The organism is Arthrobacter sp. 05L421, assembly GCF_056397785.1.
In genome coordinates, this window is sequence record NZ_JBFTOC010000001.1 from 302,512 (window position 1) to 327,862 (window position 25,351).

Consider the following 25,351-nt stretch of genomic DNA (forward strand, 5'->3'; position numbering starts at 1 on the left):
ATGTTCCCGGCTCACAGGGCACGCTTCCGGGGTCCGGGCACCTGGGCGTCGGACTCGCGCAAGTACAGGGGGCTGGAGTCCAGGAGCTGTTCCCCCGCCGCGAGCCGGGCGAGTGCGAACTGGCCCAGCGAGAGGGCTTCCGGCTGCCGGGTGCTGAATTCGGCAACCGCCTTGACGACGTCGGAGTACATTCCTGCGCCAGCACCGTAGACGGGCAGATCCGGTAGATCAGCCGCGAATCCCACGTGCGGGCCATCCGCCAGGTGCGGCAACTGGGCATCGGTGAGGGTATACCGGGCCCAGTACACTTCCTTGCGGCGCGCATCGGTGGCGACAATGAATTCCGCGGCCGAGTCGGTGGATTCGGCTACTTCCAGGGCGATCGCGTCCAGGCTCATGACGCCGTACAGCGGCTTGCCCCAGACAAAGGCGAGGGTGCGGGCGGTGACGATCCCCGAGCGCAGTCCCGTGAACGGTCCGGGGCCGACGCCGGTGACGATTGCGTCGACGTCGCGGCCGCTGACGCCGCCCTCGGCCAGGAGCTCGTCGATCCCCGGGGCCAGGACCTCTGCGTGCGTGCGTGTGTCTTCGGTGGCGAAGCTGGCGAGCACGGATTCCGGTGCGTCATCGGAGACCAGCGCGGCGCTGGCGACGGCGGAGGTGTCGATGGCGAGGATCAGCATCAGGAGTTCCGTTCCGGGGTCTGGGGCGTGGTCTCGGGCACGGCTGCGGTAGTGGGCACGGGCCTGGTGGCGGGCACGGCTGCGGTGGTGGTGACAGGCCCGACGCCGGGCAGCGCCGGTGCTTCGGCCCAGCGCGGGCCGAAGCCGCGGATCACCACGGTCCGCGGCTCGTCGTCGTCGTCCGTGTCGAAGTCCAGTACACCGGGATCGGCGGCCGCACGCGGAACCCCGGCGGGATCAGCCGTGGCGCCTGTGCCCGCGGCGCCTCCGCGGGGGCGGTGGAGTTCCACTTCAAGCCTGCTCTCGCTCAGGTGTTCAACCCGGCCGGAGCCCCATTCGACCACCGTTACGGCGCTGTCCATGGTGTTTTCAAGATCGATGTCATCGATTTCAGCGGCCGACTCCAGCCGGTAGGCGTCCACGTGCACCAGGTCCGGACCGCCCGGCCGGGGCCCTCCGGGGAGATTGGGGTGGATGCGCACCAGGACAAAGGTCGGCGAAATAATGCCGGCCCGTACGCCCAGACCCTCCCCCAGCCCCTGTGTGAAGGTGGTCTTGCCGGCGCCCAGTTCGCCGGTCAGGACCAGCAGGTCGCCCGTCTGCAGTACTGCGCCCAGGGCCGCGGCGAGCGCGTGCGTCTCGGCCGCCGTCCGGACCTCGATGCCCCGTTCCCACGCTGGCCCGCTCATGGTCGCTCTTCGCCGGTGGAGGGCTCTTCGTGAAGGTAGCGGCGCGGCACCCGGGGGCTGATCCTGGTGACGATCTCGTAGTTGTTGGTGCCCGCGGCCCTTGCCCAGTCATCGGCCGTCGGGCCGCCGTCGGCGCCGTCGCCGAACAGCACCGCCTCGGCCCCGAGGATGCTGGGCCCGCCGGCCGCCACGTGGCGGGGTCCAAGGTCGATCACCATCTGGTCCATCGCGATGCGCCCCACCACCGGGTAATTCACGCCCTCGACCCGGACCGGTCCGCCGGTGGCGATGCGCGGCACGCCGTCGGCGTAGCCCAGCGGGATGAGCCCGAGCGTGCTGACGCCGTCCGTGCGGTAGTTCAGCCCGTAGGAAACGCCCTGCCCGGCGGGCACGTCCTTGCAGTGCGAAACCACGGTGCGGACCGTCATGGCCGGGCGCAGCCCGAGCTCGGCCGGGCTTTGTCCTTCGAAGGGGGACAGCCCGTACAGACCCAGGCCCACGCGGACCAGGTCAAAGTGGGTGTCGGGCCGGGAGAGGGTGGCCGGGGTGTTGGCCAGGTGGCGGACCTCGGGGTCCACGCCAGCGTCATGGGCGACGGCCAGGACCTGGCGGAACGCGGCGAGCTGCTCGTCGGTTTCGGGCCGCTCGGGCTCGTCGGCGACGGCCAGGTGGGAGAAGATCCCCACGACCCGGAGCAGGCCCTGGTCCTGGTGTTCCATGGCTTCGCCCACCAGGCTGTCCCAGGCGTCGAGGGTGGCGCCGTTGCGGCCGAGGCCGGTGTCGACCTTCAGGTGGACACGGGCGGGGCGTTCCTGTTCGCGGGCGGCGGCCACGATCCGGTCCAGTTCCCAGCCCGAGCAGCCGATGTCGATTCCGGCGGCCACTGCGGCGGCAAAGTTGCTGTCCGGGGTGTGCAGCCAGGCCAGCAGCGGCGCCTCGATCCCGGCGGCGCGCAGGGCGAGGGCCTCGGAGATGTGGGCGACGCCCAACCAGCTAGCGCCCGCACCGAGGGCCGCCCGGGCCACCTGGACCGCACCATGCCCGTAGGCGTCGGCCTTGACCACGGCCATGACCTGCGCGGGTGAGGCCACCGCTGCGAGATGGCGGACGTTGTCCCGGATGGCGTCGAGGTCGATTTCGGCGGAGCGCTCCTCAGCGTGTGCCGGCACTGCCGCCGAGCCGGGCAGGAGATCGCCTGTTGCTGCTTGGTAAGTCACTTAACGATTCTAGGCGCGGCGCCGCAGGCCGAATAATCGGCGGCCCGGCGCCTCGGCTGGACATGCCCTCCCTCCCCGCGGGACATGCCATTCTTCGCGCCCAAGACCGGGCACGACGGGTACAGGTCCAAGCCCTGGCCCCAGCGGAGGACATGTCCACTGGTGACGTAACTCTGAAGGGGACATATCCAGTGGTGACAGGGACCGGCCCGGCCCGCCGCGGGACATGCCCAATCTTCACGCCCACGAAGCCGAACAACGGGTACAGGTCCAAGCCCTGGCCCCAGCGAGGGACATGTCCACTGGTGGCAGGAACAAGGCCAAGCACCCACCGGCGGACATGCCCATTCTTCACGCCCACGAAGCCGCATAACGGGTCCAGGTCCAAGCCCTGGCCCCAGCGGAGGACATGTCCGCTGGGGCCAGGAACCTCAGGGGGACATGTCCACTGGTGGCGGGAACCTCAGGAGGCCATGTCCACTGGTGGCGGGAACCTCAGGAGGCCATGTCCACTGGTGGCGCAACCCCGAAGAGGACATGTCCACTGGTGACAGGGACGAACCCGCCCCAGGCCAGTTACGCGTCAGACAGGTGGGCAATGGTCGCCGTCGCCCGCCGTTGCGCCTCAGGCGGGACATCGCGCACGATATCTTCCAGGAATCGGTAGCGGCGAAGCCACTGGCTGGCTTGCCGTTCCTTCCGGGCGTTGGCCCGCTGCCACCAGTCGGCAATGTCTCCCCATCCGGGCGCGGCGAGCGAGCCGCCCACCTCCTGGACGGCCAGGGCGGCGCACAGATTGGCGAAGCGGAGCCGGTCGCCCAGCGGCCAACCGGCCAGCGACCCGACAATGAATGCCGCACCGAAGCAGTCTCCGGCACCGGTGGGATCGTAGGCCCGGACTGGCAGGGAGGGGACCCATTCCTCCTCCCCCGTTTCCGAATCCACGGCCATGGACCCCTGGGCGCCGAGGGTGACCACCGCCACCGGAACCCTCTCCGCGAGCGAGTACAACGCGGACCAAGGGTCGTCCCGGCCGGTGAAGTTCATGGCCTCGTGCTGGTTCGGCATGAAGGCGTGGAAGTACTTCAGGTTTTCCAGCCGGGTAGGGGACCACGCGCCGGTGGGGTCCCAGCCGACATCGCCGAACAGCCGGACGCCGTTCTTGTGCGCGTCGACGGCCCACGGTTCAAGTTCCTCGCCCAGTTCGGCGACGGCTGCGAGCGCCGGCGGCGGGCATCCGACCAGCTCGGTGGAGGTCACTGGTGCCGGGTGCCCGTGCGTCACCATGGACCGGTCCTTCTCCACGCTCAGGGACACGGTGACAGGCGAATGCCAGCCCGGCACACGCCGGGACAGCGACAGGTCCACATGTTCCTGGGCGGCCAGGATCTTCCAGTTGTAGTCGCCGTAGCCGTCATCGCCGAACACGGCGGCAAGACCGGTCCGCAGTCCGAGCCGGGAGGCGGCGATCGCCTGGTTGGCGACGCCTCCGGGGCAACTGCCCATCCCGTCGCTCCAGATTTCCGTTCCGGGCTGCGGCGCGTGGGGCAGCCCGGTGAAGATGATGTCCTGAAACACGGTCCCGGTCAGGAGCAGATCAAAACCGTCCGCGGCCGGGCTGCGGACGGCAGAGAGCGGATCAAAGCGCCGCGCCGGGGTCGCGTCCATATACGGCACACTACGCTGTACCGCCGTGAAGGGAAACCGCGGGAAGCGGGGCCCTGACCAGCGGGGAATAGACTGTCCGCATGCGGCTCACGATCGCCGGCGGGGGCGGGTTCCGGGTCCCCCTGGTCTACCGGGCGCTCTCTTCCGGCCCCTTCGCGGGGCTGGTGCGGGAGCTGGTGCTCTACGACGTCGACCCCGCCCGGCTGGCGGCCATCGAGGCGGTCCTGGCCTCCCTGGCCCAGCAGGGTCCGCCGGGTACCGGCCCGCAGGTCCGTGCCGTGTCCTCGCTCCCCGAGGCCCTCGACGGCACCGACATGGTCTTCGCCGCCATCCGGCCCGGCGGCACGGCCGGGCGGACCGCCGACGAGCGGATCGCCTTGGACCTCGGACTCCTGGGCCAGGAAACCACCGGCGCCGGCGGCATCTCTTACGCGCTGCGGTCCATTCCGCCGATGCTGCGGCTCGCGGAAGAAATGCGGAGCCGCTGCCCCGCGGCGTGGCTGCTCAATTTCACCAACCCCGCCGGCATGGTCACCGAGGCCCTGGTCCCGGTGCTCGGGCCCAAGGTGATCGGGATTTGCGACTCCGCCAGCGGCCTGGTTCACCGCGCGGCGCGGGCTGCCGGCGTCGCGTTGCCGGAGGGCACGCTCGGCGGCGTGGGCTACTACGGCCTGAACCACCTCGGCTGGCTGTACCGGCTGGAGGCCACAGGCCGGGACGCCCTCCCGGAACTGCTCGCGAACCCTGCGGCGCTGTCGGGGTTCGAGGAGGGCCGGCTGTTCCCGCCCGGATTGCTGGCCGGCCTTGGCTGCCTGCCCAATGAATACCTCTTCTACTACTACGACACTGCTCGAGCGGTGGCCGGCATGCGCGCAGCAGAGCAGACCCGGGGGGAATCCATCGCCCGACAGCAGGCCGAGCTCTATCCCCGGCTGGCTGCCGCCGGGCCGGAGGCTTTTGCGCTTTGGGACGCCGCCCGCCGCTCACGCGAGGAGGGCTATCTGGCCGAAGCCCGCACCTCGGGCGAACGCCGTGATGAGACCGACCTCGCAGGCGGCGGCGGCTACGAGCGGGTGGCCCTGGCGGCCATGCGCGCCCTCGCCGGAGGCGGGGCCGCGGACTTGATCCTCAACACACGCAACGCGGTCGACGCCGCAGCGTCCGCGGGGCCCGCAGAACCGGACGCGGGCGCCCGCTCAGCAGCGCAGGCAGTGCCGGCCGTCCCGGGACTGCCGGTCGACGCCGTCGTCGAAGTTCCGTGCAGGGTGACGCCCGACGGCGCTGTGCCGGTCCCGCAGGACCGTCCGGGACCGGCTCAACTTGAGCTGATGCAGCGCGTCAAGGACGCCGAACGGCTCGTGGTGGAGGCGGCGACGACCGGCCGGCGGGAGGCAGCCCTTGCCGCGTTCGCCAGGCATCCCCTCGTGCATTCGGAGGTCCTCGCCGGCAACCTGCTGGCCGGCTATGAGGCCGCCTTCCCGGAGCTGGGCCGCCTCTGGCACCGCGGCCAGTAACGGCCCGCGGCCAGTAACGGCCCCGCCAGTAGCGGACCGGCGGCCAACGGACCGGCAGGGAGCGGGCTGGTACGCCTACAGCTTTCGGTACATCACGTGCAGGCCCACGTAGCCCAGTTCCGGATGATTGAACGCCTCGGGAATGGTCGCGAGCACCTCGAAGCCCATCGATTTCCAGGCGGCAACGGCCCGGACATTGCTCGCCACCACGGCGTTGAACTGCATGGCCTTGAAACCGGCGTCGCGCGCGGCGTCGAGCGAGTAGGCACAGAGCGCCCGGGCCAAGCCGCGTCCCGCCTGGGCGGGATGGACCATGTAGCCCGCGTTGGCCACATGGCTGCCGCCGCCGCCCTGGTTGGGGTGCAGCTCGCCGGTGCCAAGGATGGCACCGGGTGCCCGGTCACGGTCACCGTCACCGTCACCGTCACCCGCGCCCTCATCGGGCCCGTTTGCGACGGCGACGAACGTCTGGCCCGGCGCCTGCTTGAACCAGCGCCCGCGAGCCTCGTCCTCGGCGGTGTCCCGGTCCCACGTAAAAGTCTCCCCGGCCCGGATGACCGGTTCCAGGATCGCCCAGATGCCTGGCCAGTCCTCCGGGCGGGCCTCCCGGATTGTCCAGCCGGCTGCAGTATCAGGTTCTGTCGTTGCGCTCACAGCGGCCACGTTAGCAGGACACCCCTGTCTGGGCACGGACCGGCTTCGAGATGCGGAAAAGGCCTCGGAAACGGCCCTCGACATTGACCCGGGGACGTGCCCGTGAACCGGCCAGCACTTCAGGAGTAATGTTTTATCGACATGCAGTCTGCAGAGGAAGGGGAACCGTGTCGCTGATCCGCCGCGTCGCTTTCCTTTCCCTGCACACCTCGCCCATGGAGCAGCCCGGCTCCGGCGACGCAGGCGGAATGAACGTGTACGTCCGGGCGCTGGCCGCGGCCTTGGCCGAGACCGGCGTGGAAGTGGAGATCTTCACCCGGTCCACCTCAGCCACGCAGCCCGCCGTCGAACACCCGTCCCCGGGCGTGTGCGTGCACAACGTCCTCGCCGGCCCGCCACGGAAGCTGCCAAAGGAGGAGCTTCCGGGGCTGCTGCACAGCATGGTCGCCGAGATTGACCGGATCCGCCATCTCCAGCCACACGGCCGGTACGACGTCATCCATTCCCACTACTGGGTCTCCGGGGTGGCCGGGCTGGAGCTCGCTGAGTTGTGGCGGCTGCCCCTCGTCCACACCATGCACACGATGGCGAAGGTCAAGAACCAGCTCCTCGAGTCCGGCGAGCAGCCCGAACCGCGGCGGCGCGAGGACGGCGAGCACCGGATTGTCGACGGCGCCACCCGGCTGATCGCCAATACCGGCACCGAAGCGGCCGAGCTGGTCTCGCACTATAACGCCGACATCGACCGCATCGACGTCGCGCCGCCGGGCGTCGACCTGGCGGTCTTCACACCGGCCTTCAGAAACCGCGCCCGGGCCCAGCACGGCATCGCCCCCGGCAAGTTCCATCTGCTGTTTGCCGGCCGGATCCAGCGGCTCAAGGGCCCGCAGATCCTGGTCAAGGCCGCCGCGCTCCTGCGTTCCCGGCGCCCGGACATCGACCTGCAGCTAACCATTCTGGGCGCCGTCAGCGGCGCCAAAGACTTCAACCTGAAGACGCTGATCAGCGCCGCCGGAATGGACGACGTCGCCACCCACCATCCGCCGGTAAACGCCCCGGAGCTGGCGGGCTGGTACCGGTCCGCCGACGTCGTGGTGATGCCGTCGTACAGCGAGTCTTTCGGCCTGGTGGCATTGGAGGCGCAGGCCTGCGGGACGCCCGTCCTCGCCACGAAAGTGGGCGGCCTCTCCCGCGCCGTCCAGGACGGGCGGACGGGGATGCTGATCGAGGGGCACAAGGCCAGCGACTGGGCGGACGCGCTCGAAGAGCTCTTCGATGACACCCAAACCCGCACCGACATGGGGCATGCCGCCGCGATCCACGCCGAGGATTTTGGCTGGCAGCGCACCGCCGCGATCACGCTGGAGAGCTATCACACCGCCGTGAGCCAGTATTTTGGAAGCCTGACCATCCCGGTGGGCCACACACCCTGAACCGGATCCGCCCCACCCTGCACCGGCAACACCGGTCCGGGACCAACCCGCCGACGCCACGAGCCGAAGGACAACGATGTCTGAGACCACCACTGCCGGGAAAAACGTACCTAGCGACCTGGAGATTGCCCAGCGGGCAGTCATGAAGCCGATCGAGGAGATTGCGGCGGCCGCCGGCATCAACCCGGACGCGCTGGAACTCTACGGACCCTACAAGGCCAAAATCGATCCGGCGAAGCTGACCGTTCCCGCGGGCTCCCCCACCCGGGCCCCCGGCAAGGTGGTGCTCGTTTCCGCGATGTCGCCCACCCCTGCGGGTGAGGGCAAGTCCACCACCACGGTGGGGCTCGCGGACTCCCTGGCCCGCGCGGGGCACAGTGTGATGATCGCGCTCCGCGAGCCCTCGCTCGGCCCCATCCTGGGCATGAAGGGCGGCGCCACCGGCGGCGGCTACTCCCAGGTGCTGCCGATGGACCAGATCAACCTGCACTTCACCGGCGACTTCCACGCCATCACCTCGGCCAACAACGCTCTCATGGCCCTCGTGGACAACCACATCTTCCAGGGCAACGAGCTCAACATCGATCCGCGCCGGATGACGTTCAAACGGGTCCTGGACATGAACGACCGGTCCCTCCGGGAGGTCGTGATCGGCCTGGGCGGCCCGGCCCAGGGCACACCGCGGCAGGACGGCTTCGATATCACCGTGGCCTCGGAGATCATGGCCGTGTTCTGCCTCGCCACGGACCTGAACGACTTGCGCGAACGGCTGGGCCGGATCACGTTTGGCTACACCTACGACCGGCAGCCCGTAACGGTGGCCGACCTCGGCGTCCAGGGCGCCCTGACCATGCTGCTCAAAGACGCGATCAAGCCCAACCTCGTGCAAACCATCGCCGGCACCCCCGCGCTGGTGCACGGCGGGCCCTTCGCCAACATCGCCCACGGCTGCAACTCCCTCATCGCCACACAGACGGCCCGCAGCCTGGCGGACATCGTGGTCACCGAGGCCGGTTTCGGCGCGGACCTCGGTGCCGAAAAGTACATGGACATCAAGGCGCGGATGGCCGACGTCGCCCCGTCCGCCGTCGTCCTCGTGGCCACCGTCCGGGCGCTCAAGATGCACGGCGGCGTGCCGAAAGACCGGCTCACGGAGCCGAACGTGGGGGCGCTGACCGCCGGCGTCGCCAATCTCCAGCGCCACATCCGCAACGTGGAGAAGTTCGGGATCATCCCGGTCGTCGCGGTCAACAAATTCGCCACGGACACCGCGGAGGAGCTGGATTGGCTGCTTCAGTGGTGCGCCGCGGAGGGTGTCCAGGCTGCGGTGGCCGATGTCTGGGGCCGCGGTGGTGGCGGCGACGGCGGGGACGAGCTCGCGGCGAAAGTGGCGGCCGCGATCGACGCCCCGCACAGCTTCCGGCACCTGTACCCGCTGGACATGTCCGTCGAGGACAAGATCCGGACCATCGTGCAGGAGGTCTACGGCGCCGATGGCGTGGACTTCTCGGTGCCGGCCATCAAACGGCTGGCGGAGATCGAGAAGAACGGCTGGTCCGGGATGCCCGTGTGTATGGCCAAGACCCAGTACTCCTTCAGCGACGACGCCGCCCGGCTCGGTGCCCCCAAGGGCTTCACCATCCACGTCCGGGACCTCATCCCCAAGACCGGCGCGGGCTTTATCGTGGCCCTCACCGGCGCGGTGATGACCATGCCCGGCCTGCCCAAGGTCCCGGCGGCGATGCGCATGGACGTGGACGACGCCGGCAACCCGGTCGGCCTCTTCTAACCCCGCCCCGCTCCCCCCGTTGCTCTATCCCTCTGGGTTGCCATTCCGGGCCTTTGACCGATCAGAGTGATAGGGCAACCGGGGCCCGGTGGATAACCGGAGCGGAGACCCGGCGTTCGGACAAGAATGGTCCGCGTGCACCCACCAGCACCCCTGCCGGCCCACCTTTCCACGGCACCCTTCACGGTCTATGAGGCGCGGGCCGCGAGCTTGGGCGGTTAGTGCGGCGGCCACGCCCTGAACTGGAGAACCGCACGGAGCCATGGGCCACACTCCCGAGCTGAACACAATGTTGAAGCGCCACCCAAAGCTCAAGGGAATCGTGAAAGCGCGCGCGGCGACGGAACTGATCAGGCCCGGCGCCGACTCGGCCCCCGGGACATTCCTGCGCCTGGCCCTGACCGCAGCCGGGCTGCCGGAGCCGGAGTTGCAGCTCCGGATTGTGCCGGAACATCCCTACTTCCCCGCCGCGGACCTCGGCTACCGCCGGCAGCGGGTGGCCATCCAGTACGACGGCGGCCACCACCTGACCCGCGAACAGCAGTCCCGGGGCAACCGCCGCGACGAATCCTTCAACGCGGCCGGCTGGCGCTATTTCAAATTCAACACCGACGATCTGGCAGATGACGTCCGCGGCGCGGCCCAACGAGTCCGGTCCGCGCTTCGCCCCCGTTAAACGCCGGTTGCCCTATCACTTACAGCGGCCAAACCGGAGGTTTGGGAGCCGCAAGTGATAGGGCAACCGGGGTGAGAGAAGGCGGTTAGCGCTCCAGGTCTCCGCGGATGAAGGCCTCAACCTTTTCACGGGCGAGGTCGTCGTTGAACTGCTCCGGCGGGGACTTCATGAAGTAGCTCGACGCGGAGACCAGCGGGCCGCCGATGCCGCGGTCCAGGCCGATCTTGGCGGCGCGGATGGCGTCGATGATCACGCCGGCGGAGTTGGGCGAGTCCCAGACTTCGAGCTTGTATTCCAGGGACACCGGGGCGTCGCCGAAGTTGCGGCCTTCGAGGCGGACGAAGGCCCATTTGCGGTCATCGAGCCACTGGACGTAGTCCGACGGGCCGATGTGGACGTCCTTGGCCGCGAGCTCTGCCTCGACGTTGGAGGTGACGGCCTGGGTCTTGGAGATCTTCTTGGACTCCAGGCGATCGCGCTCGAGCATGTTCTTGAAGTCCATGTTGCCGCCGACGTTCAGCTGGTACGTGCGGTCCAGGGTGACGCCGCGGTCCTCGAACAGCTTGGCCATGACGCGGTGCGTGATGGTGGCACCGATCTGGCTCTTGATGTCATCGCCCACGATCGGCACGCCAGCGGCGGTGAACTTGTCCGCCCACTCCTTGGTGCCGGCCAGGAACACCGGCAGGGCGTTGACGAACGCCACGCCGGCGTCGATCGCGCACTGGGCGTAGAACTCGGCGGCCTGCTGGGAGCCGACCGGCAGGTAGCAGACCATGACGTCAACCTTGGCGTCCTTGAGGGCCTGGACGACGTCGACCGGCTCCTCCGGGGACTGCTCGATGGTCTCGAGGTAGTACTTGCCGAGGCCGTCCAGGGTGTGGCCGCGCTGGACGGTGACGCCGGTCGGCGGGACGTCGGCGATCTTGATGGTGTTGTTTTCGCTGGCCAGGATGGCGGCTGACAGGTCCTGGCCCACCTTCTTGCCGTCGACGTCGAACGCGGCAACGAACTCGACGTCGCCGACGTGGTACTGGCCAAACTCCACGTGCATCAGGCCCGGAATCGTGGCCTTGGGGTCGGCGTCCTTGTAGTACTGGACGCCCTGGACCAGTGAAGTGGCGCAGTTACCTACGCCGACGATTGCAACACGAATCGGATGTGAAGACACGGAACTCCTTTTGAGAACAAGGGTGACCGGCGCGGCCGCACTCTGTTGTACTGCATCAGTTGTGCGGGCGGCAGGCAGACACGGCGCCATAAGGCGCCCTTAGTAGTCTAATCAACACTGCCGGGGCCGCGGTTGTTCCCGGCGGCCCCGGCGTGTGTATTAATTGCGTGTATTAAATTCGGGCTAAGTGCGCGTACCGGCTACTTCTGGGCCCACAGGTTGATGTCAGACTCGACGGCGAACTCATCGATCGCGTTGACCTCATCGGCCGTGAAACCCAGGTTGTTGATCGCAGACAGGGTGTCCTCGAGCTGCCCGACGCTGGAGGCGCCGACCAGTGCGGACGTGACGGACGAGCCCCTGCCCTGCTCGCGCAGGATCCACGCGATGGCCATCTGCGCGAGGGACTGCCCGCGGCTTTCGGCGATCCGGTTGAGCCCGCGTATGCGGTCCAGCTTGTCCTCCGTGATCATGCCTTGGTCCAGGGACTTGTCCTGGGCGGCGCGAGAGTCGGCCGGAATGCCCGCCAGGTAGCGGTCGGTCAGCATGCCCTGCGCCAGCGGCGAGAAGGCGATCGACCCTGCGCCAACCTGGTCGAGCGCCTCGAAGAGGTTGGGGCTGCCGTTCTCGGTCCAGCGGTTGAGCATGGAGTAGCTGGGCTGGTGGATCAGCAGCGGCGTGCCGAGTTCCTTCAGGATCCGGGCCGCCTCGAGGGTCTGTTCCGGCGTGTAGGAGGAGATGCCGGCGTAGAGCGCCTTGCCGGAGCGCACGGCCTGGTCCAGGGCACCCATGGTCTCCTCCATCGGCGTCTCGGGGTCCGGGCGGTGGCTGTAGAAGATGTCTACGTAGTCCAGGCCCATCCGGCCCAGCGACTGGTCCAGGCTGGCCAGCAGGTACTTCCGCGAGCCAAAGTTGCCGTAGGGGCCGGGCCACATGTCGTAGCCGGCCTTGGTGGAGATGATCAGTTCATCGCGGTACGGCCGGAAGTCGTCCTTGAAGTGACGGCCAAAGTTAGTCTCGGCGCTGCCGTAGGGCGGGCCGTAGTTGTTGGCGAGGTCGAAGTGGGTGACGCCCAGGTCGAAGGCGCGGCGCAGGATGGCGCGCTGGATCTCGAACGGTTTGTCGTCGCCGAAGTTATGCCACAGGCCCAGCGAGATGGCAGGGAGTTTCAGGCCGCTGCGCCCCACGCGGCGGTAGGGCATGGAGTCGTAGCGGGTATCAGTTGCCAAATATGTCATACGTCATATCCTGCCTTAGTTGGTGAGAATCGCGGCGCTGTGACCGGGGAGCTCGAGCCGGCCGGCCGGCTCACCCGCGGACGGGTCTCCTCCGGGAGCCTGCCCTGCGCCGGAAGATGAGTCCAGCCTGACGGCGTCGTCCGTGGCCAGCGCGAGAGTGCCCCCGCGGACCGGAAGCCGCCGCGCCTCCGCGGAAAAGTTCATCGCCACCTCGGTGCGGCCGCGGCGCAGCAGCAGCCAGCCCTGGTCCTCGCTGACGTCGACGACGGTGTCCTCGAAGCCGGGTTCCGTCAGGTCCGGCGTGTTGCGGCGCAGCGCGATCAGCGCCCGGTACAGCTCCAGGAGGCGCGCGTGGTCCCCTCCGGAGGCCTCGGCCCAGTCGAGCTTGGACCGGGTGAAGGTCTCCGGATCCTGCGGATCGGGCACGACGGCGGGGTCCCAGCCCATGCGCTCGAACTCCCTGATCCGTCCCTCGGCTGTCGCCCTGCCCAGCTCGGGCTCCGGATGGGAGGTGAAGAACTGCCACGGGGTGGTGGCCCCGTATTCCTCGCCCATGAACAGCATGGGTGTGAACGGCGAGGTCAGGGTGGCGACGGCGGCCAGCGCGAGCTGCCCGTAGCCCAGCGTCTGGGACAGCCTGTCCCCGGTGGCCCGGTTGCCGATCTGGTCATGGTTCTGGCTGCACACCACCAGCGCGGCCGGGTGCACCCGTGCCGGGTCGATGGGCCGGCCGTGGTGGCGGGCGCGGAAGCTGGAGTAGCTGCCGTCGTGGAAGAACCCGCGCTCCAGGACCCTGGCCAGCGAGCCCAGCGAGTCGAAGTCGGCGTAGTACCCGGTAGTCTCGCCGCTGACGTTGACGTGGACGGCGTGGTGGAAGTCATCGCTCCACTGCCCGGCCAGCCCGTAACCGTTGGCACCCCGCGGGTAGAGCAGGCGAGGGTTGTTCAGGTCCGATTCCGCGATCATCGTGGCCGGGCGTCCGGTCTCGGCGGAGATATCGTCCGCGAGGGCGCCGAAGTCTTCGAGCAGGTGAACGGCGCGCTCGTCCTTGAAGGCGTGCACGGCGTCCAGCCGGAGGCCGTCCACGTGGTAGTCCCGCAGCCACATCGCCGCGTTGTCCAGGATGTAGCGGCGCACCTCGTCCGACTCCGGGCCGTCCAGATTGACGGAGTCGCCCCAGGTGTTGCCCTCCCCCGACTTCAGGTAGGGCCCGAATCGTGGAAGGTAGTTTCCGCTGGGGCCGAGGTGGTTGTAGACCACGTCCTGGATGACGCCAAGGCCGGCGGCATGGGCGGCGTCGACGAAGCGCTGGTACGCGGCGGGCCCGCCGTAGCCTTCGTGCACGGCGTACCAGAGGACGCCGTCGTATCCCCAGTTGTGCGTGCCGTTGAACCCATTGACCGGCAACAACTCCACGAAGTCGATGCCCAGCTCCGACAGGTACTGCAGCTTCCCCGCAGCGGCGTCCAGCGTTCCCTCCGGCGTGAAGGTGCCCACGTGGAGTTCGTAGATGACGGCGCCCTTGAGCTCCTGTCCGGCCCACTCGCGGTCAGCCCACTGGTGGTTTCCGGCGTCGAACGTGCGGGAGAGCGCGTGGACGCCCGCGGGCTGGCGGCGGGACCGCGGATCCGGCAGCGGGGTCTCGTCCCCATCCACCAGGTAGCCGTAGTCCACTTCCCCGGCGGCGGGCGCCCCGGGGGCCGTCCACCAGCCGCGCGCCTCCCCGCCGCGGCGGGTCATTTCATACTTCCGGCCGTCAGCGAGGAGCGTAACCGCCTGAGCGTCGGGTGCCCAGAGATCGAATCGTTCGCTTCCGTGTGCAGGCAAGGTCATGGCATTCTTCCGTTCCCCAAAATGTCGGTACTTACCAAATGTCGGTACTTAAAGGACTGCTTAGGCGGTGGGCACCAGGAGGGCCACCGGGTAGTCCCGCAGGATCTCCCGCACGGCTACGGTGCCCGGACCGTGCGTGGAACCGGTCAGTTCATCGGCCATGGCCGCGGCGAGCTCGATGGTGGTGTCCTGCCATCCGCCCCGCTGCTCCAGGCCGCGGGGCAGCCGGGTGGCGAGCGTCAGCGCGCCCGGGGCTGAGGGCGTTCCGCGGTCAAAGGCGAGCAGGTGTGCTGCAGCGGTGCCCGTAGCCGTGACCGGCGTGTACCCGGTGAACAGCTCCGGCCGGTCCCGCCGCAGGCGCAGGGCCCGCGAGGTGACGAGGAGTTTCGCCGCCTCGTCCAGGAACGACGCCGGACGCTCACCGGCGTCAAGCGCGGCGAGGGCGCGCCGGCGGGCGCCAAAGTCGAACGGCCGCCGGTTGTCCGGATCGGTCAGCGAGCGGTCCCAGAACTCGGTGCCCTGGTACACGTCCGGCACCCCGGGCATGGTGAGCTGCACGAGCTTGGCGCCGAGTGAGTTGGCGGCCCCGTACGGCTCCAGCAAGGCTACGAGAGACTCCAGCTCTGCTGTCACCTCCGGCGTGTCGAAGGCGGCGTCGACGGCGGCTGACAGCTTCGCCTCGAAAGCTTCGTCCGGATCGATCCAGTTGGTCGAGTTCCCGGCTTCCCGGGCGGCTTTCTGGGCGTAGGACTGCAGCCGGTCGCGGTCCGCGGGCCAGGCGCCGGCGATGGCCTGCCACAGCAGGTTGGCCAGCGGCCCGTCCGGCAGGGGCGCCAGCTTCTGCAGCCGCTGCAGGGAGGCGTGCCATGCCGGCGCGAGCTCCGCGAGGACCGAGATCCGGGCACGGGTGTCCTCGCTGCGCTTGGTGTCGTGGGTGCTGAGGGTCGTCATGGACAACGGCTGCGCGGCCTGGCGGCGGGCCATCCGGTGGTGGAACTCCTCCGGCGCCACCGCAAACTCGGTGGGGTCGGCACCGACTTCCGTCAGGGTGCCCAACCGTGTGTACCGGAAGAACGCGGTGTCTTCCACGCCCTTGGCCATCACCATCCCGGAGGTCTGCTGGAAGCGGATGCCCAGTTCGGCGTCCGCGCCAGGACCAGCATCAAGCAGGAGCGGCAGGAGCACGCCGATGGCGCCTTCCAGTTCGGGGCGACGGCGGAGCGCGAGCTCGCAGGCCTCCTTGAGGACGTCTGCACCCTCCGGAAGGTAGCTCCGGTAGACCGGGAACGCGGCAATGATTTCGGATAGCGCGTCCGCCGCGGCCTCTTGGGCCAGCCCTGCCGCGGCCGGGACCAGCCGCGCCAGCCGGAGCATTTCCGAGTGCAGGATTCCGTCCGTGATCCGTCGTTTGGTGCCGCGGATCATGTCCTCGTAGTCGGCAGTGCCGCCGCGCAGTTCGGCGTCGAGGGCGTCGAGCGGGCCCTGGCCGGCGGCGTCGACGAACACCCGGTCGACGTCCGCGAGGGCGTCGTAGCCGGTGGTGCCCTCGCACTCGAAACCGGCCGGCAGGCTCTCGCCTGGTTCCAGGATCTTCTCGATCAGCAGGTAGCTGCCGCCGGTGACTTCGCGCAGCCGGTGCAGGTATCCCTCTGGGTCGGCGAGGCCGTCCGGGTGGTCGATCCGCAGCCCGTCGACGAGCCCTTCCCGGAACCACCGCACAATCTCGGCGTGGGCTTTATCGAAGACCTCGGGAAGCTCCACCCGGATCCCGGCCAGGCTGTTGACGGCAAAAAACCGGCGGTAGTTCAGGTCCGTGTCCGCCCGGCGCCAGCCGATCAGCTCGTAGTGTTGCCGGTCGTGGACCGCGCGGGGGTCATCGCCCTCCGTGTAGGTGCCCTCGGCCAGCGGAAAGCGGTGGTCGTAGTAGCGCAGTTCTCCGTCACGGATTTCGAGCGCGTCAACGTCCGAGTCCGCGCCGAGCACGGGGATCCGTACGCGGCCGCCGCCAAAGTCCCAGTCGACGTCGAACGCCTGCGCGTAGCGGGACTGCTGCCCCTCCTTTAGGAGGGACCACCACCACGGGTTCTGAATCGGCGTCGCGACGCCGACATGGTTGGGCACGATATCGACCAGCACGCCCATGCCGGCTTCCCGCGCGGCCGTCGACGCCGCCAGCAGGCCTTCAGCGCCGCCCCGGTCCGGATCAATGGCAGAGGGATCGGTGACGTCGTAACCGTGGTCCGAACCCTGCTCCGCCGTGAGGATCGGGGAAAGATAGATCCAGTCCACGCCCAGCGACTTCAGGTACGGCACTGTCTGCGCGGCGTCCTGCAGCGTAAAGCCGGGACGGATCTGCAGCCGGTACGTGGAGACCGGCGTCCTCATGAGGCCGGACCCTTCTTGGACCGCGGCTTCTTGCCGGCCTTGGTCGAGGCACGTTTGCCCGGGGCGCGCTTCGCCGGAGCGGCCGTATCGGCGGCGGCCTTAGCGGCAGCCTCCGCAGCGGCCTCAGCCTCGGCGGCCTCAGCGGCAGCCCCCGCAGCGGCCTCGGCCTCGGCGGCCGCCGTAGCCGCTGCCGTGCCCTCTTCCTCGTGCTCGGCCATCGCGGCCAGGGATGCAGCCGCGGAGTAGTCCACTTCCACCTCGGGACCGGAGTGTGCCCGGAGCACGACCATCGACTTGGCCGCCAGCTTCACCACGGAACCAGCCTTGAGCGGTTCCTCGGTATCGGCCTGGTCTGCGGTATCCACCAGCACGTCCCAGAACCGTGAGTACTCCTCGGACGGCAGCGCAAAGTCCACGTCGTCGTCGTGGGCGTTGAAGCCGAGCAGGAAACTGTCGTCGGTGATCCGGCGCCCGCGGGAGTCCTGTTCCTGGATGCCGTGTCCGTTGTAGAACACGCCGATGGTCCGGCCGAAACCGCTGCCCCAGTCCTCCGGGAGCATTTCGGTACCGTCCGTTTTCAGCCAGACGATGTCCGGGAGCTTCTCGCCCTCGCCACGGCGCACCGGGCGGCCGTCGAAGAAGCGGCTGCGCCGGAAGGTCGGGTGGTCGTGTCGGATCTTGTTGACTACGGCGGTGAACTCGACCAGTGGCTGGTCCATCGCGTCCCAGTGGATCCAGCTCAGTTCGGAGTCCTGGCAGTAGGTGTTGTTGTTGCCCTGCTGGGTGCGGCCGAGTTCGTCGCCGTGCAGGAGCATCGGGACGCCCTGCGAGAGCAGCAGGGTAGCGATGAAGTTGCGCTGCTGGCGGGCGCGGAGGGTCAAGACGTGGTCGTTGTCCGTATCCCCCTCCTCGCCGCAGTTCCAGGAGCGGTTGTGGGATTCGCCGTCGTTGTTGCCCTCGCCGTTGGCGTCGTTGTGCTTCTCGTTGTAGGAGACGAGGTCGCGCATGGTGAAGCCGTCGTGGGCCGTGACGAAGTTGATCGAGGCCACTGGGCGCCGGGCGGAGCTCTCGTAGAGGTCGGCCGAACCCGTCAGGCGCGAGGCGAATTCGCCCAGGGTGGACGGTTCGCCGCGCCAGAAGTCACGGACGGTGTCGCGGTACTTGCCGTTCCACTCGGTCCACTGCGGCGGGAAGTTGCCCACCTGGTAGCCGCCGGGGCCGATGTCCCACGGCTCGGCGATCAGCTTGACCTGGGAGACGATCGGGTCCTGCTGGATCAGTTCGAAGAAGGTGGAGAGCTTGTCGACGTCGTAGAACTCGCGGGCCAACGTAGAGGCGAGGTCGAAGCGGAACCCGTCGACGTGCATTTCCGTGACCCAGTAGCGCAGGGAGTCCATCAGCAGCTGCAGCGAGTGCGGGTGCCGGACGTTGAGGGAGTTTCCGGTTCCGGTGTAGTCCATGTAGTGCTTCAGGTCATCGTCCACCAGCCGGTAGTAGGCCTGGTTGTCGATGCCCTTAAACGACAGCGTGGGGCCGAGGTGATTGCCTTCCGCGGTGTGGTTGTAGACCACGTCCAGGATCACCTCGATGCCGGCCTTGTGCAGTTCGCGGACCATAGCCTTGAACTCCTGGACCTGGTGCCCGACGTCGCCGGAGGAACTGTAGGTGTTCTGCGGAGCGAAGAAGCCGATGGTGTTGTAGCCCCAGTAGTTGTTGAGGCCCTTCTCCTCTAGGGTGCCGTCGTTGACGAACTGGTGGACGGGCATGAGCTCGATCGCAGTGACGCCGAGCTTCTTCAGGTGCTCAATCACCGCCGGGTGCGAGACGCCGGCATAGGTGCCGCGCTGTTCTTCGGGAATTTCCGGGTGGAGCTCGGTCAGGCCCTTGACGTGGGCCTCGTAGATGACCGACTGGTGGTATGGGATCCGCAACTGACGGTCGCCGTCCCATTCGAAAAACGGATTGATGACCACACCGTGCATGGTGTGGGGGGCCGAGTCCGTGTCATTGCGGGACGTGGGATCCCCGAAATTATAGGTAAAGAGCGCCGGGTCCCAGTCGATCTGGCCCTGGACGGCCTTGGCATAGGGGTCCATCAGCAGCTTGTTGGCGTTGAACCGGTTGCCGTTTTCCGGCTCGTACTCTCCGTGGACGCGGTAGCCGTACTTCTGTCCGGGCTGCACCTGCGGCAGGTAGCAGTGCCAGACGTAGCCGTCCACCTCGGACAGTTCGATCCGGGTTTCGGTCAAGTCGTCAGCCAGGAGGCACAGTTCCACCCGCTCGGCGCGCTCGCTGAACAGGGCAAAGTTGGTTCCAGTGCCGTCAAAAGTGGCTCCCAGTGGGTAAGCCGTTCCGGGCCAGACTTCCATGTGTACTCCTCGTGCGTGACGAATTATTCTCTAGACAGACTACTGGTAAGTAGGATTAGCATTTGTCCGGGCGCACTGAGCGCGTCCGTTTATTACAGTTCGCGCATCACCTCCGGAACGGCATGGGCGATGGCCGTTGCTGTCACCGGCCCCCCGCGGGAAGCCCGGACTCCGGCGAGGCCGTGGACGCTGGCCGCCATCGCCGCGATCGCGGCCCATCTGGCGTCGGGATCAATGCCATGCCCACCGAAGCGCCCGACGTCGGCACCCAACTGGGCCAGCAGTGCACCGATCACTCCTGCCAGGACGTCGCCGCTGCCCGCCGTGGCGAGCCAGGGCGTGCCCTCGGCCTGGCTGAAGAAGTCCTGGAAGGGGGAGGCCACCAGGGTCGTGGCGCCCTTGAGCAGCACTGTGGCTTCGGTCAGGCCCGCAGCCCGCCGCACGGCGCTGAGCGTGGATGCCTCTACCTCGGAGCGGTCCAATCCAGCCCCGAGGCGCTGAAGCAAGGCTGACAGTTCGCCGGCGTGGGGTGTCAGGATCACTTGCGGGGCCAGCACGTCAGGCAGGGCGGGCAATGCGCCGGCGTCGGCGATCGTCGGCAGGCCCGAGTCTGCGGCGTCGCGGGCGCGCTGCAACTGCTGCACATCGGAGTCATCCAGTCCGGAGCCAACGAGCCAGGCCTGGACGTGCGTGTCGGCCACGGCGCCGTCGCCGCACACCACCTCGGGGCAGGCCTGGCGGACCAGGTCGGCGACGTCCGGCGGCCCAAGGTAACGCACCATGCCGACGCCGGCGGCCAGGGCGCCCTTGCAGGCCAGCACCGCGGCGCCGGGATAGGCGCGGGAGCCTGCGACCACGCCAAGCACCCCCCTGGAGTACTTGTGCGCCCGCCGCTCCGGGCGTGGCAGGAGGGCGCAAAGGTCCCCGGCCTCAAGCCGTCGCAGGGCCGGCCATGGCAGCGCTCCTTCGATTCCGATCGGAACGACCTGCACGCGGCCCGTAAAGTCGGCGCCGGGGTCCGCCAGCAGGCCTGCCTTGGCGGCACCAAACGTCACCGTCATGTCAGCGGCCAGCACCGGCGTGTGCGCCTCCCCCGTGTCCGCGTCGACGCCGCTGGGGATGTCGCAGGCCACGACCAAGGGGAAACGGGAGCCCGGCCGGGTGCGCTCCAGGGCCGCGACCAGCCCGGCCGCCGGTCCCCGCAGCCCGCCCTGGGCCCCGGTCCCGAGGATTGCGTCAATCACGACGTCGGCACCGCCGGCCATCGCGACGAGCTCGGCCACGTTGTCCCCCGTAAGGACCACGGCGTGCCCGCCCGCTTTCCGGAACGCCGCCAGCCCGGCGTCGTGGGCCGCGCCGGCTGTGAGCACCGCCATCGTCCGCATGCCGCGGCGGGCCAGCAGCGCGGCGGCGAATAGCCCGTCCCCGCCGTTGTTGCCCTTGCCGGCCAGCACGGCCACGCTGGAACCGTACAGCCGCTGCCCGCGGCCGCGCAGGGCGCCAATGATGGCGTTGGCGAGGCCGTAGGCGGCCCGCTGCATGAGAACAGCGCCCGCACCGGAGCCCAAGGTGTCGTCGAGAAATGGCTTCTCGGCTTCTCGTACCTGGGTTCCGGTGTAGGCGCTGATCATGGTTTCAGTCCATTCGCGGTCGCTGGGGGAATGCCTCGCGCTCAGGCCGGCTCGGCCTGAACGGCTCTCTCAGCCTTCGGCGACAACTGTCGCGGTGGCGATCCCGCCGTCGTGGCTCATGGACAAGTGCCAGCGCTTTACGCCCTTAGACTCCGCCACAGCCAGCACGGTGCCTTTGACCTGGATGGTGGGACCGTTCTGGTCCAGCCCGATCCAGCAGTCCTGCCAGTTCATGCCGGCCGGAGCCCCCAGCACCTTAGCCACGGCCTCCTTGGCCGCAAACCGCGCGGCGAGGGAGCGTGTGTTCAGTTCCCGCTCGGCGGGGACGAACAGCCTGTCGCGCAGGCCGGGGGTGCGCTCGAGCTGGCGCCCGAACCGCTCAATGTCTACGACGTCTACGCCTATGCCAACAATCATGGCGTTATTCTACGGTCACGCTCTTGGCCAGGTTGCGCGGCTGATCCACGTCATACCCCTTGGCCGAGGCGAGTGCGAGGGCGAAGATCTGCAGCGGAACCGTTGCGAGCAGCGGCGCCAGGAGCGTGGGAGTCTCCGGGATGTAGAAGACGTGCTCGGCGTACGCCTTGACGGCCTCGTCCCCTTCCTCCGCGATCACGATGGTCCGGGCGCCACGGGCGCGGACTTCCTGGATGTTGGAGACCACCTTGGCGTGCAGCGAGTCGCGGCCGCGCGGGGACGGGACCACCACGAAGACGGGCTGGCCTTCCTCTATGAGGGCGATCGGGCCGTGCTTGAGCTCGCCGGCGGCGAAGCCCTCGGCGTGGATGTACGCGAGCTCCTTGAGCTTGAGCGCACCTTCCATCGCCACCGGGAAGCCGACGTGGCGGCCCAGGAACAGCACGGACTTGGCCTCGGCCATGGACCGGCCGAGTTCCTTGATCTGGTCCTCGTTGTCGAGGATGCGCTGGATCTTGGCCGGAATCTTGCCCAGGTCGGCCAGGATGTCCTTGATCTCGCCCTGGAACTTGTTGCCGCGCAGCTGTGCCAAATAAAGGCCCAGCAGGTAGGCGGCCGTGATCTGGGCCAAGAACGCCTTGGTGGAGGCCACGGCAATCTCGGGTCCGGCGTGCGTATACAGCACGGCGTCCGATTCCCGCGGGATGGTGGACCCGTTGGTGTTGCAGATGGAAACCGTCTTGGCGCCCTGTTCCTTGGCGTAGCGGACCGCCATGAGGGTGTCCATGGTCTCGCCGGACTGGGAGATCGAGACAATCAGCGTGTTCTCATCCACGATCGGATCCCGGTAGCGGAATTCGTGCGAGAGTTCGACCTCGGTGGGGATCCGGCACCAGTGCTCAATGGCGTATTTCGCAACCTGGCCGGCATAGGCGGAGGTGCCGCACGCCAGGACGATGATCTTGTCGACGTTCTTGAGCAGCTGCGGATCAACGCGGAGCTCATCAAGGGTCAGCTTGCCGTGGATGTCGGAGCGGCCCAGCAGGGTCTGCAGCACGGCGTCCGGCTGGTCGTGGATTTCCTTTTCCATGAAGGACGGGAAGCCGCCCTTCTCCGCGGAGGCAGGGTCCCAGTTGACGTGGTATTCCTTGCCCTCGGCGGGGGCACCGTAGAAGTCGGTGATCTCCACGGCGTCCGCGGTGATCGTGACGATCTGGTCCTGGCCGAGTTCCACGGCGCGCCGGGTGTAGTCGATAAAGCCGGAGACGTCGGAACCGAGGAAGTTCTCGCCGTCGCCGAGGCCGACGACGAGCGGGGAGTTCCGGCGGGCCGCGACCACCACGTCAGGCTGGTCGGCATGAACGGCGAGGAGCGTGAACGCTCCTTCGAGCCGCTGGCAGGCAAGCTGCATGGCCAGGGTGAGGCCGCCATTGGTGACGTCACCGCCCAGCTGATTCCGGTAGATGTCCCCGAGCAGGGCAGCAGCTACTTCCGTGTCGGTCTCGGATTCGAAGGTGACGCCCTTGCCCACGAGTTCCAGCTTGAGCTCGGCGAAATTCTCGATGATGCCGTTGTGGATCAGGGCCAGCTTGCCGCCGTCGGACAGGTGCGGGTGCGCGTTCTGGTCCGTCGGGCCGCCGTGCGTGGCCCAGCGCGTGTGGCCGATTCCCGTCAGGGATTCCGGCAGCGGGCGGGTGTCCAGCTCCGTGATGAGGTTGCTCAGTTTGCCCGACTTCTTCCGGGAAGAAATGGTGCCGTCGGCAACCACCGCAATACCCGCGGAGTCGTAGCCCCGGTACTCCAAGCGCCGCAATCCTTCAAGGACAACGTCCAAGGCATTGTGTCCAGCATTTACCCGGCCATCTGAGTGGCCCACATATCCAACGATTCCACACATGGTCATAAGCCTAGCGGGTTTCCGGGAGGGAGGACGTGGGACAGCGGCGCGTGAACGCCCCGGCGCGGGGCCGTAAAGGGCCCTGCCCCGGCTCTCACCGCCAGTCCATTTCGCTCTCGGCGCTGTGGAGGGCAGAATCTCTAGGGTGACTTTGCAACGCAATGAAGCGAACGGGGAAGGTGTCTCGCCGTTCGTGGAGCTGGACCGGCAGACCTGGTCCCGGCTCGCTGCCCAGATGGAGCAGCCCCTCAATGAAGAGGATGTGTTCCGCCTTCGCGGCCTCGGGGACCCCCTCGACATCAAGGAAGTGCGCGAGGTCTATCTGCCGCTGTCCCGGCTCCTGCACCTTTATGTGGAAGCCGCCGGCCAACTCCACTCAGCCACCACCACCTTCCTCGGCGAAACCACCCAGCGCACGCCGTTCGTGATCGGCGTGGCCGGTTCGGTGGCCGTGGGCAAGTCCACCATCGCCCGCGTCTTGCGGGAAATGCTTCGCCGCTGGCCGGGCACCCCCAACGTGGAGCTCATCACCACGGATGGATTCCTCTACCCGCTCGCTGAGCTCAAGCGCCGGCAACTGCTGGAGCGCAAGGGGTTTCCGGAGTCGTACGACCGCCGGGCCCTGCTGCGCTTCGTGAGCGAGATCAAAGGCGGCGCCGAGGAAGTCCGTGCCCCCTGGTATTCCCACGTCACCTACGACATCGTCCCCGGCAAGGAAGTGGTGGTCCGCCGGCCGGACGTGCTGATTGTCGAGGGACTGAACGTCCTGGCGCCGGCCCGGCCGCGGCAGGACGGCCGGCAGGGCCTGGCCCTGAGTGACTTCTTCGACTTCTCCATCTACGTCGACGCGAAGACCTCGTATATCGAGGAATGGTACGTGGACCGGTTCCGCAAACTGCGGACCACGGCCTTTGCCCAGCCGGAATCGTACTTCCACCGCTATGCGACCCTCTCCGATGCCGAGGCCGAAGAGACCGCGCGCGAGATCTGGAAGCGCATCAACGAGCCCAACCTCGAGGAAAACGTCCTCCCCACCCGGGGCCGCGCGCAACTGGTCCTGACCAAGGACGCCGACCACTCCATCCGCCGGATGCTGCTGAGGAAGGTCTAGCACAGATGTGCTACGACGACGCGGACCGGGTGTTAGGGCGGCAGTCGGCCGGCCCGGATTCGCCGAGCCGGCGGGCCTTCAGCCGCCTCCTGCTGGCGGCCACCGGCCTCGCGGCGCTGTCCGCCTGCACCCCGGACCAGTCCCCCACGCCGTCAGGCACACCGGGGTTATCTCCCGGCCTGAACCCGAGCAGTGCGACGCCGACCGCCACAGCCGCGCCGTCGGGCTCGCCCGCGAGCACCCCGTCGGCGACGCCGACGCCCGCGACGCCGTCGGCCGTCCCGCCGTCGGCCGCGGCACACCCTCCGTCGGCCACCGCGCCGGGGCGGCAGCATTCACTGACGGACCCCACCAGCCCGTGGGTGATCGTCAACAAGCACCGGCCCCTCTCCCCTGCCAACTTTGTGCCGCCGGATCTGGTCCGGCCGGCCGTGCGGCTGGCTACCTCGGGCGAGGCGGCACTACTGAACAGCACGACGGCGGCCGCAGCGGAGAAGATGTTTGCTGCGGCGGCAGCGGAGGGCGTCATCATCACGCTGGCCAGTGGTTACCGTTCGTTCGCCACGCAGACGGCAACCTACGGCAGTTACGTCAATACCCGGGGACGGGCCGAGGCGGACACCGCTTCCGCCCGGCCCGGCTACTCCGAACACCAGACGGGCTGGGCCTTCGACATCGGCGATGGCAGCGGCGCAGACGCCTTCACCCCACAGTTCAAGGACCGGCCGGCGGCAATCTGGGCCAAGGCGAACGCCCACCGCTTCGGCTTCGTGATCCGCTACCCGTGGATGCTGCACCCAATCACCGGCTACTTCTACGAGCCATGGCATCTGCGCTTCATCGGTACCCAGGCGGCGACGGACATGTCCGCCCGCGGGATCGGCACGCTGGAACAGTACTTCGGCCTGGAGGCCGCCCCCGCCTACCGGTAAGGGCGACAACGGCCACAACGGGCCGACGGAACTGTTACAGGCCG

Annotated in this window: 20 protein-coding genes; 6 read left to right on the forward strand and 14 right to left on the reverse strand. The window is 68.3% G+C overall.

Annotation, left to right across the window (positions count from 1 at the left end; translation table 11 throughout):
• Positions 1-11: 11 nt before the first annotated feature.
• The 4 genes from tsaB to AC1DKQ_RS01340 form a co-directional block, all read right to left on the reverse strand.
• Positions 12-683, reverse strand: coding sequence for a tRNA (adenosine(37)-N6)-threonylcarbamoyltransferase complex dimerization subunit type 1 TsaB (tsaB, locus tag AC1DKQ_RS01325; RefSeq protein WP_476882688.1), 672 nt, complete (start codon positions 681-683; stop codon positions 12-14).
• Positions 683-1,372: a tRNA (adenosine(37)-N6)-threonylcarbamoyltransferase complex ATPase subunit type 1 TsaE gene (tsaE, locus tag AC1DKQ_RS01330; RefSeq protein ID WP_476917999.1), complete on the reverse strand. Its 690-nt coding sequence runs from the start codon at positions 1,370-1,372 to the stop codon at positions 683-685. Before tsaE ends, tsaB begins: the two co-directional genes overlap by 1 nt.
• Positions 1,369-2,589, reverse strand: a complete 1,221-nt coding sequence (gene alr / locus AC1DKQ_RS01335) for an alanine racemase (protein WP_476918000.1) — start codon at positions 2,587-2,589, stop codon at positions 1,369-1,371. The genes tsaE and alr overlap by 4 nt, the downstream gene beginning before the upstream one ends.
• A gap of 576 nt (positions 2,590-3,165) precedes the next feature.
• Positions 3,166-4,257, reverse strand: a complete 1,092-nt coding sequence (locus AC1DKQ_RS01340) for a carbohydrate kinase family protein (protein WP_476882685.1) — start codon at positions 4,255-4,257, stop codon at positions 3,166-3,168.
• Between the two features lie 80 nt (positions 4,258-4,337).
• Here AC1DKQ_RS01340 and AC1DKQ_RS01345 point away from each other — a divergent pair, with 80 nt between their 5' ends.
• On the forward strand, positions 4,338-5,771 hold the full coding sequence (locus tag AC1DKQ_RS01345; RefSeq protein WP_476882684.1) for a family 4 glycosyl hydrolase: 1,434 nt from the start codon (positions 4,338-4,340) through the stop codon (positions 5,769-5,771).
• A gap of 75 nt (positions 5,772-5,846) precedes the next feature.
• Here the strand turns inward: AC1DKQ_RS01345 and AC1DKQ_RS01350 are convergent, their stop codons facing one another.
• Positions 5,847-6,425 carry an N-acetyltransferase family protein gene (locus tag AC1DKQ_RS01350; protein ID WP_476918001.1) on the reverse strand — a complete coding sequence of 193 codons (579 nt, stop codon included), beginning with the start codon at positions 6,423-6,425 and terminating at the stop codon, positions 5,847-5,849.
• A gap of 167 nt (positions 6,426-6,592) precedes the next feature.
• Between AC1DKQ_RS01350 and mshA the strand changes: the two genes are divergently transcribed.
• From mshA to AC1DKQ_RS01365, 3 genes are all read left to right on the forward strand, one after another.
• Entirely contained in the window at positions 6,593-7,858 is a 1,266-nt protein-coding gene (gene mshA / locus AC1DKQ_RS01355; RefSeq protein ID WP_476918002.1) for a D-inositol-3-phosphate glycosyltransferase, read from the forward strand.
• Between the two features lie 76 nt (positions 7,859-7,934).
• The gene (locus tag AC1DKQ_RS01360; protein WP_476918003.1) at positions 7,935-9,647 is read left to right on the forward strand and encodes a formate--tetrahydrofolate ligase; all 1,713 of its coding nucleotides are present in this window, start codon (positions 7,935-7,937) and stop codon (positions 9,645-9,647) included.
• A 262-nt stretch (positions 9,648-9,909) separates the two neighbouring features.
• Complete coding sequence (locus AC1DKQ_RS01365; RefSeq protein ID WP_476918004.1) at positions 9,910-10,323, forward strand: endonuclease domain-containing protein; 414 nt, start codon at positions 9,910-9,912, stop codon at positions 10,321-10,323.
• A gap of 85 nt (positions 10,324-10,408) precedes the next feature.
• Here AC1DKQ_RS01365 and AC1DKQ_RS01370 read toward each other — a convergent pair whose 3' ends face one another.
• The 8 genes from AC1DKQ_RS01370 to glmS form a co-directional block, all read right to left on the reverse strand.
• Positions 10,409-11,494 carry an inositol-3-phosphate synthase gene (locus AC1DKQ_RS01370; protein WP_090575433.1) on the reverse strand — a complete coding sequence of 362 codons (1,086 nt, stop codon included), beginning with the start codon at positions 11,492-11,494 and terminating at the stop codon, positions 10,409-10,411.
• A 200-nt stretch (positions 11,495-11,694) separates the two neighbouring features.
• A complete protein-coding gene (gene mgrA / locus AC1DKQ_RS01375; RefSeq protein WP_476882679.1) occupies positions 11,695-12,732 on the reverse strand; it encodes an L-glyceraldehyde 3-phosphate reductase in 1,038 nt (345 codons plus the stop codon).
• A gap of 15 nt (positions 12,733-12,747) precedes the next feature.
• Positions 12,748-14,565 (reverse strand): malto-oligosyltrehalose trehalohydrolase, encoded by a 1,818-nt coding sequence (treZ, locus tag AC1DKQ_RS01380; protein ID WP_476918005.1) that lies wholly within the window; start codon positions 14,563-14,565, stop codon positions 12,748-12,750.
• A gap of 60 nt (positions 14,566-14,625) precedes the next feature.
• Complete coding sequence (treY, locus tag AC1DKQ_RS01385) at positions 14,626-16,950, reverse strand: malto-oligosyltrehalose synthase (RefSeq protein ID WP_476918006.1); 2,325 nt, start codon at positions 16,948-16,950, stop codon at positions 14,626-14,628.
• Positions 16,947-19,319: a glycogen debranching protein GlgX gene (gene glgX / locus AC1DKQ_RS01390; protein WP_476918007.1), complete on the reverse strand. Its 2,373-nt coding sequence runs from the start codon at positions 19,317-19,319 to the stop codon at positions 16,947-16,949. Before glgX ends, treY begins: the two co-directional genes overlap by 4 nt.
• Before the next feature lie 92 nt (positions 19,320-19,411).
• Positions 19,412-20,950, reverse strand: a complete 1,539-nt coding sequence (locus AC1DKQ_RS01395) for an NAD(P)H-hydrate epimerase (RefSeq protein WP_476918008.1) — start codon at positions 20,948-20,950, stop codon at positions 19,412-19,414.
• A 69-nt stretch (positions 20,951-21,019) separates the two neighbouring features.
• The gene (locus AC1DKQ_RS01400; RefSeq protein ID WP_277526245.1) at positions 21,020-21,367 is read right to left on the reverse strand and encodes a holo-ACP synthase; all 348 of its coding nucleotides are present in this window, start codon (positions 21,365-21,367) and stop codon (positions 21,020-21,022) included.
• Positions 21,368-21,371: 4 nt separating this feature from the next.
• Positions 21,372-23,264, reverse strand: coding sequence for a glutamine--fructose-6-phosphate transaminase (isomerizing) (glmS, locus tag AC1DKQ_RS01405; RefSeq protein ID WP_476918009.1), 1,893 nt, complete (start codon positions 23,262-23,264; stop codon positions 21,372-21,374).
• 145 nt (positions 23,265-23,409) lie between these two features.
• Between glmS and coaA the strand changes: the two genes are divergently transcribed.
• Complete coding sequence (gene coaA / locus AC1DKQ_RS01410) at positions 23,410-24,375, forward strand: type I pantothenate kinase (RefSeq protein WP_377985309.1); 966 nt, start codon at positions 23,410-23,412, stop codon at positions 24,373-24,375.
• A gap of 10 nt (positions 24,376-24,385) precedes the next feature.
• Here the strand turns inward: coaA and AC1DKQ_RS01415 are convergent, their stop codons facing one another.
• Positions 24,386-24,748 carry a hypothetical protein gene (locus AC1DKQ_RS01415; RefSeq protein ID WP_476918010.1) on the reverse strand — a complete coding sequence of 121 codons (363 nt, stop codon included), beginning with the start codon at positions 24,746-24,748 and terminating at the stop codon, positions 24,386-24,388.
• Between AC1DKQ_RS01415 and AC1DKQ_RS01420 the strand changes: the two genes are divergently transcribed.
• Positions 24,738-25,307 carry a M15 family metallopeptidase gene (locus tag AC1DKQ_RS01420; protein WP_476918011.1) on the forward strand — a complete coding sequence of 190 codons (570 nt, stop codon included), beginning with the start codon at positions 24,738-24,740 and terminating at the stop codon, positions 25,305-25,307. The genes AC1DKQ_RS01415 and AC1DKQ_RS01420 overlap by 11 nt on opposite strands.
• Positions 25,308-25,351: the final 44 nt, after the last annotated feature.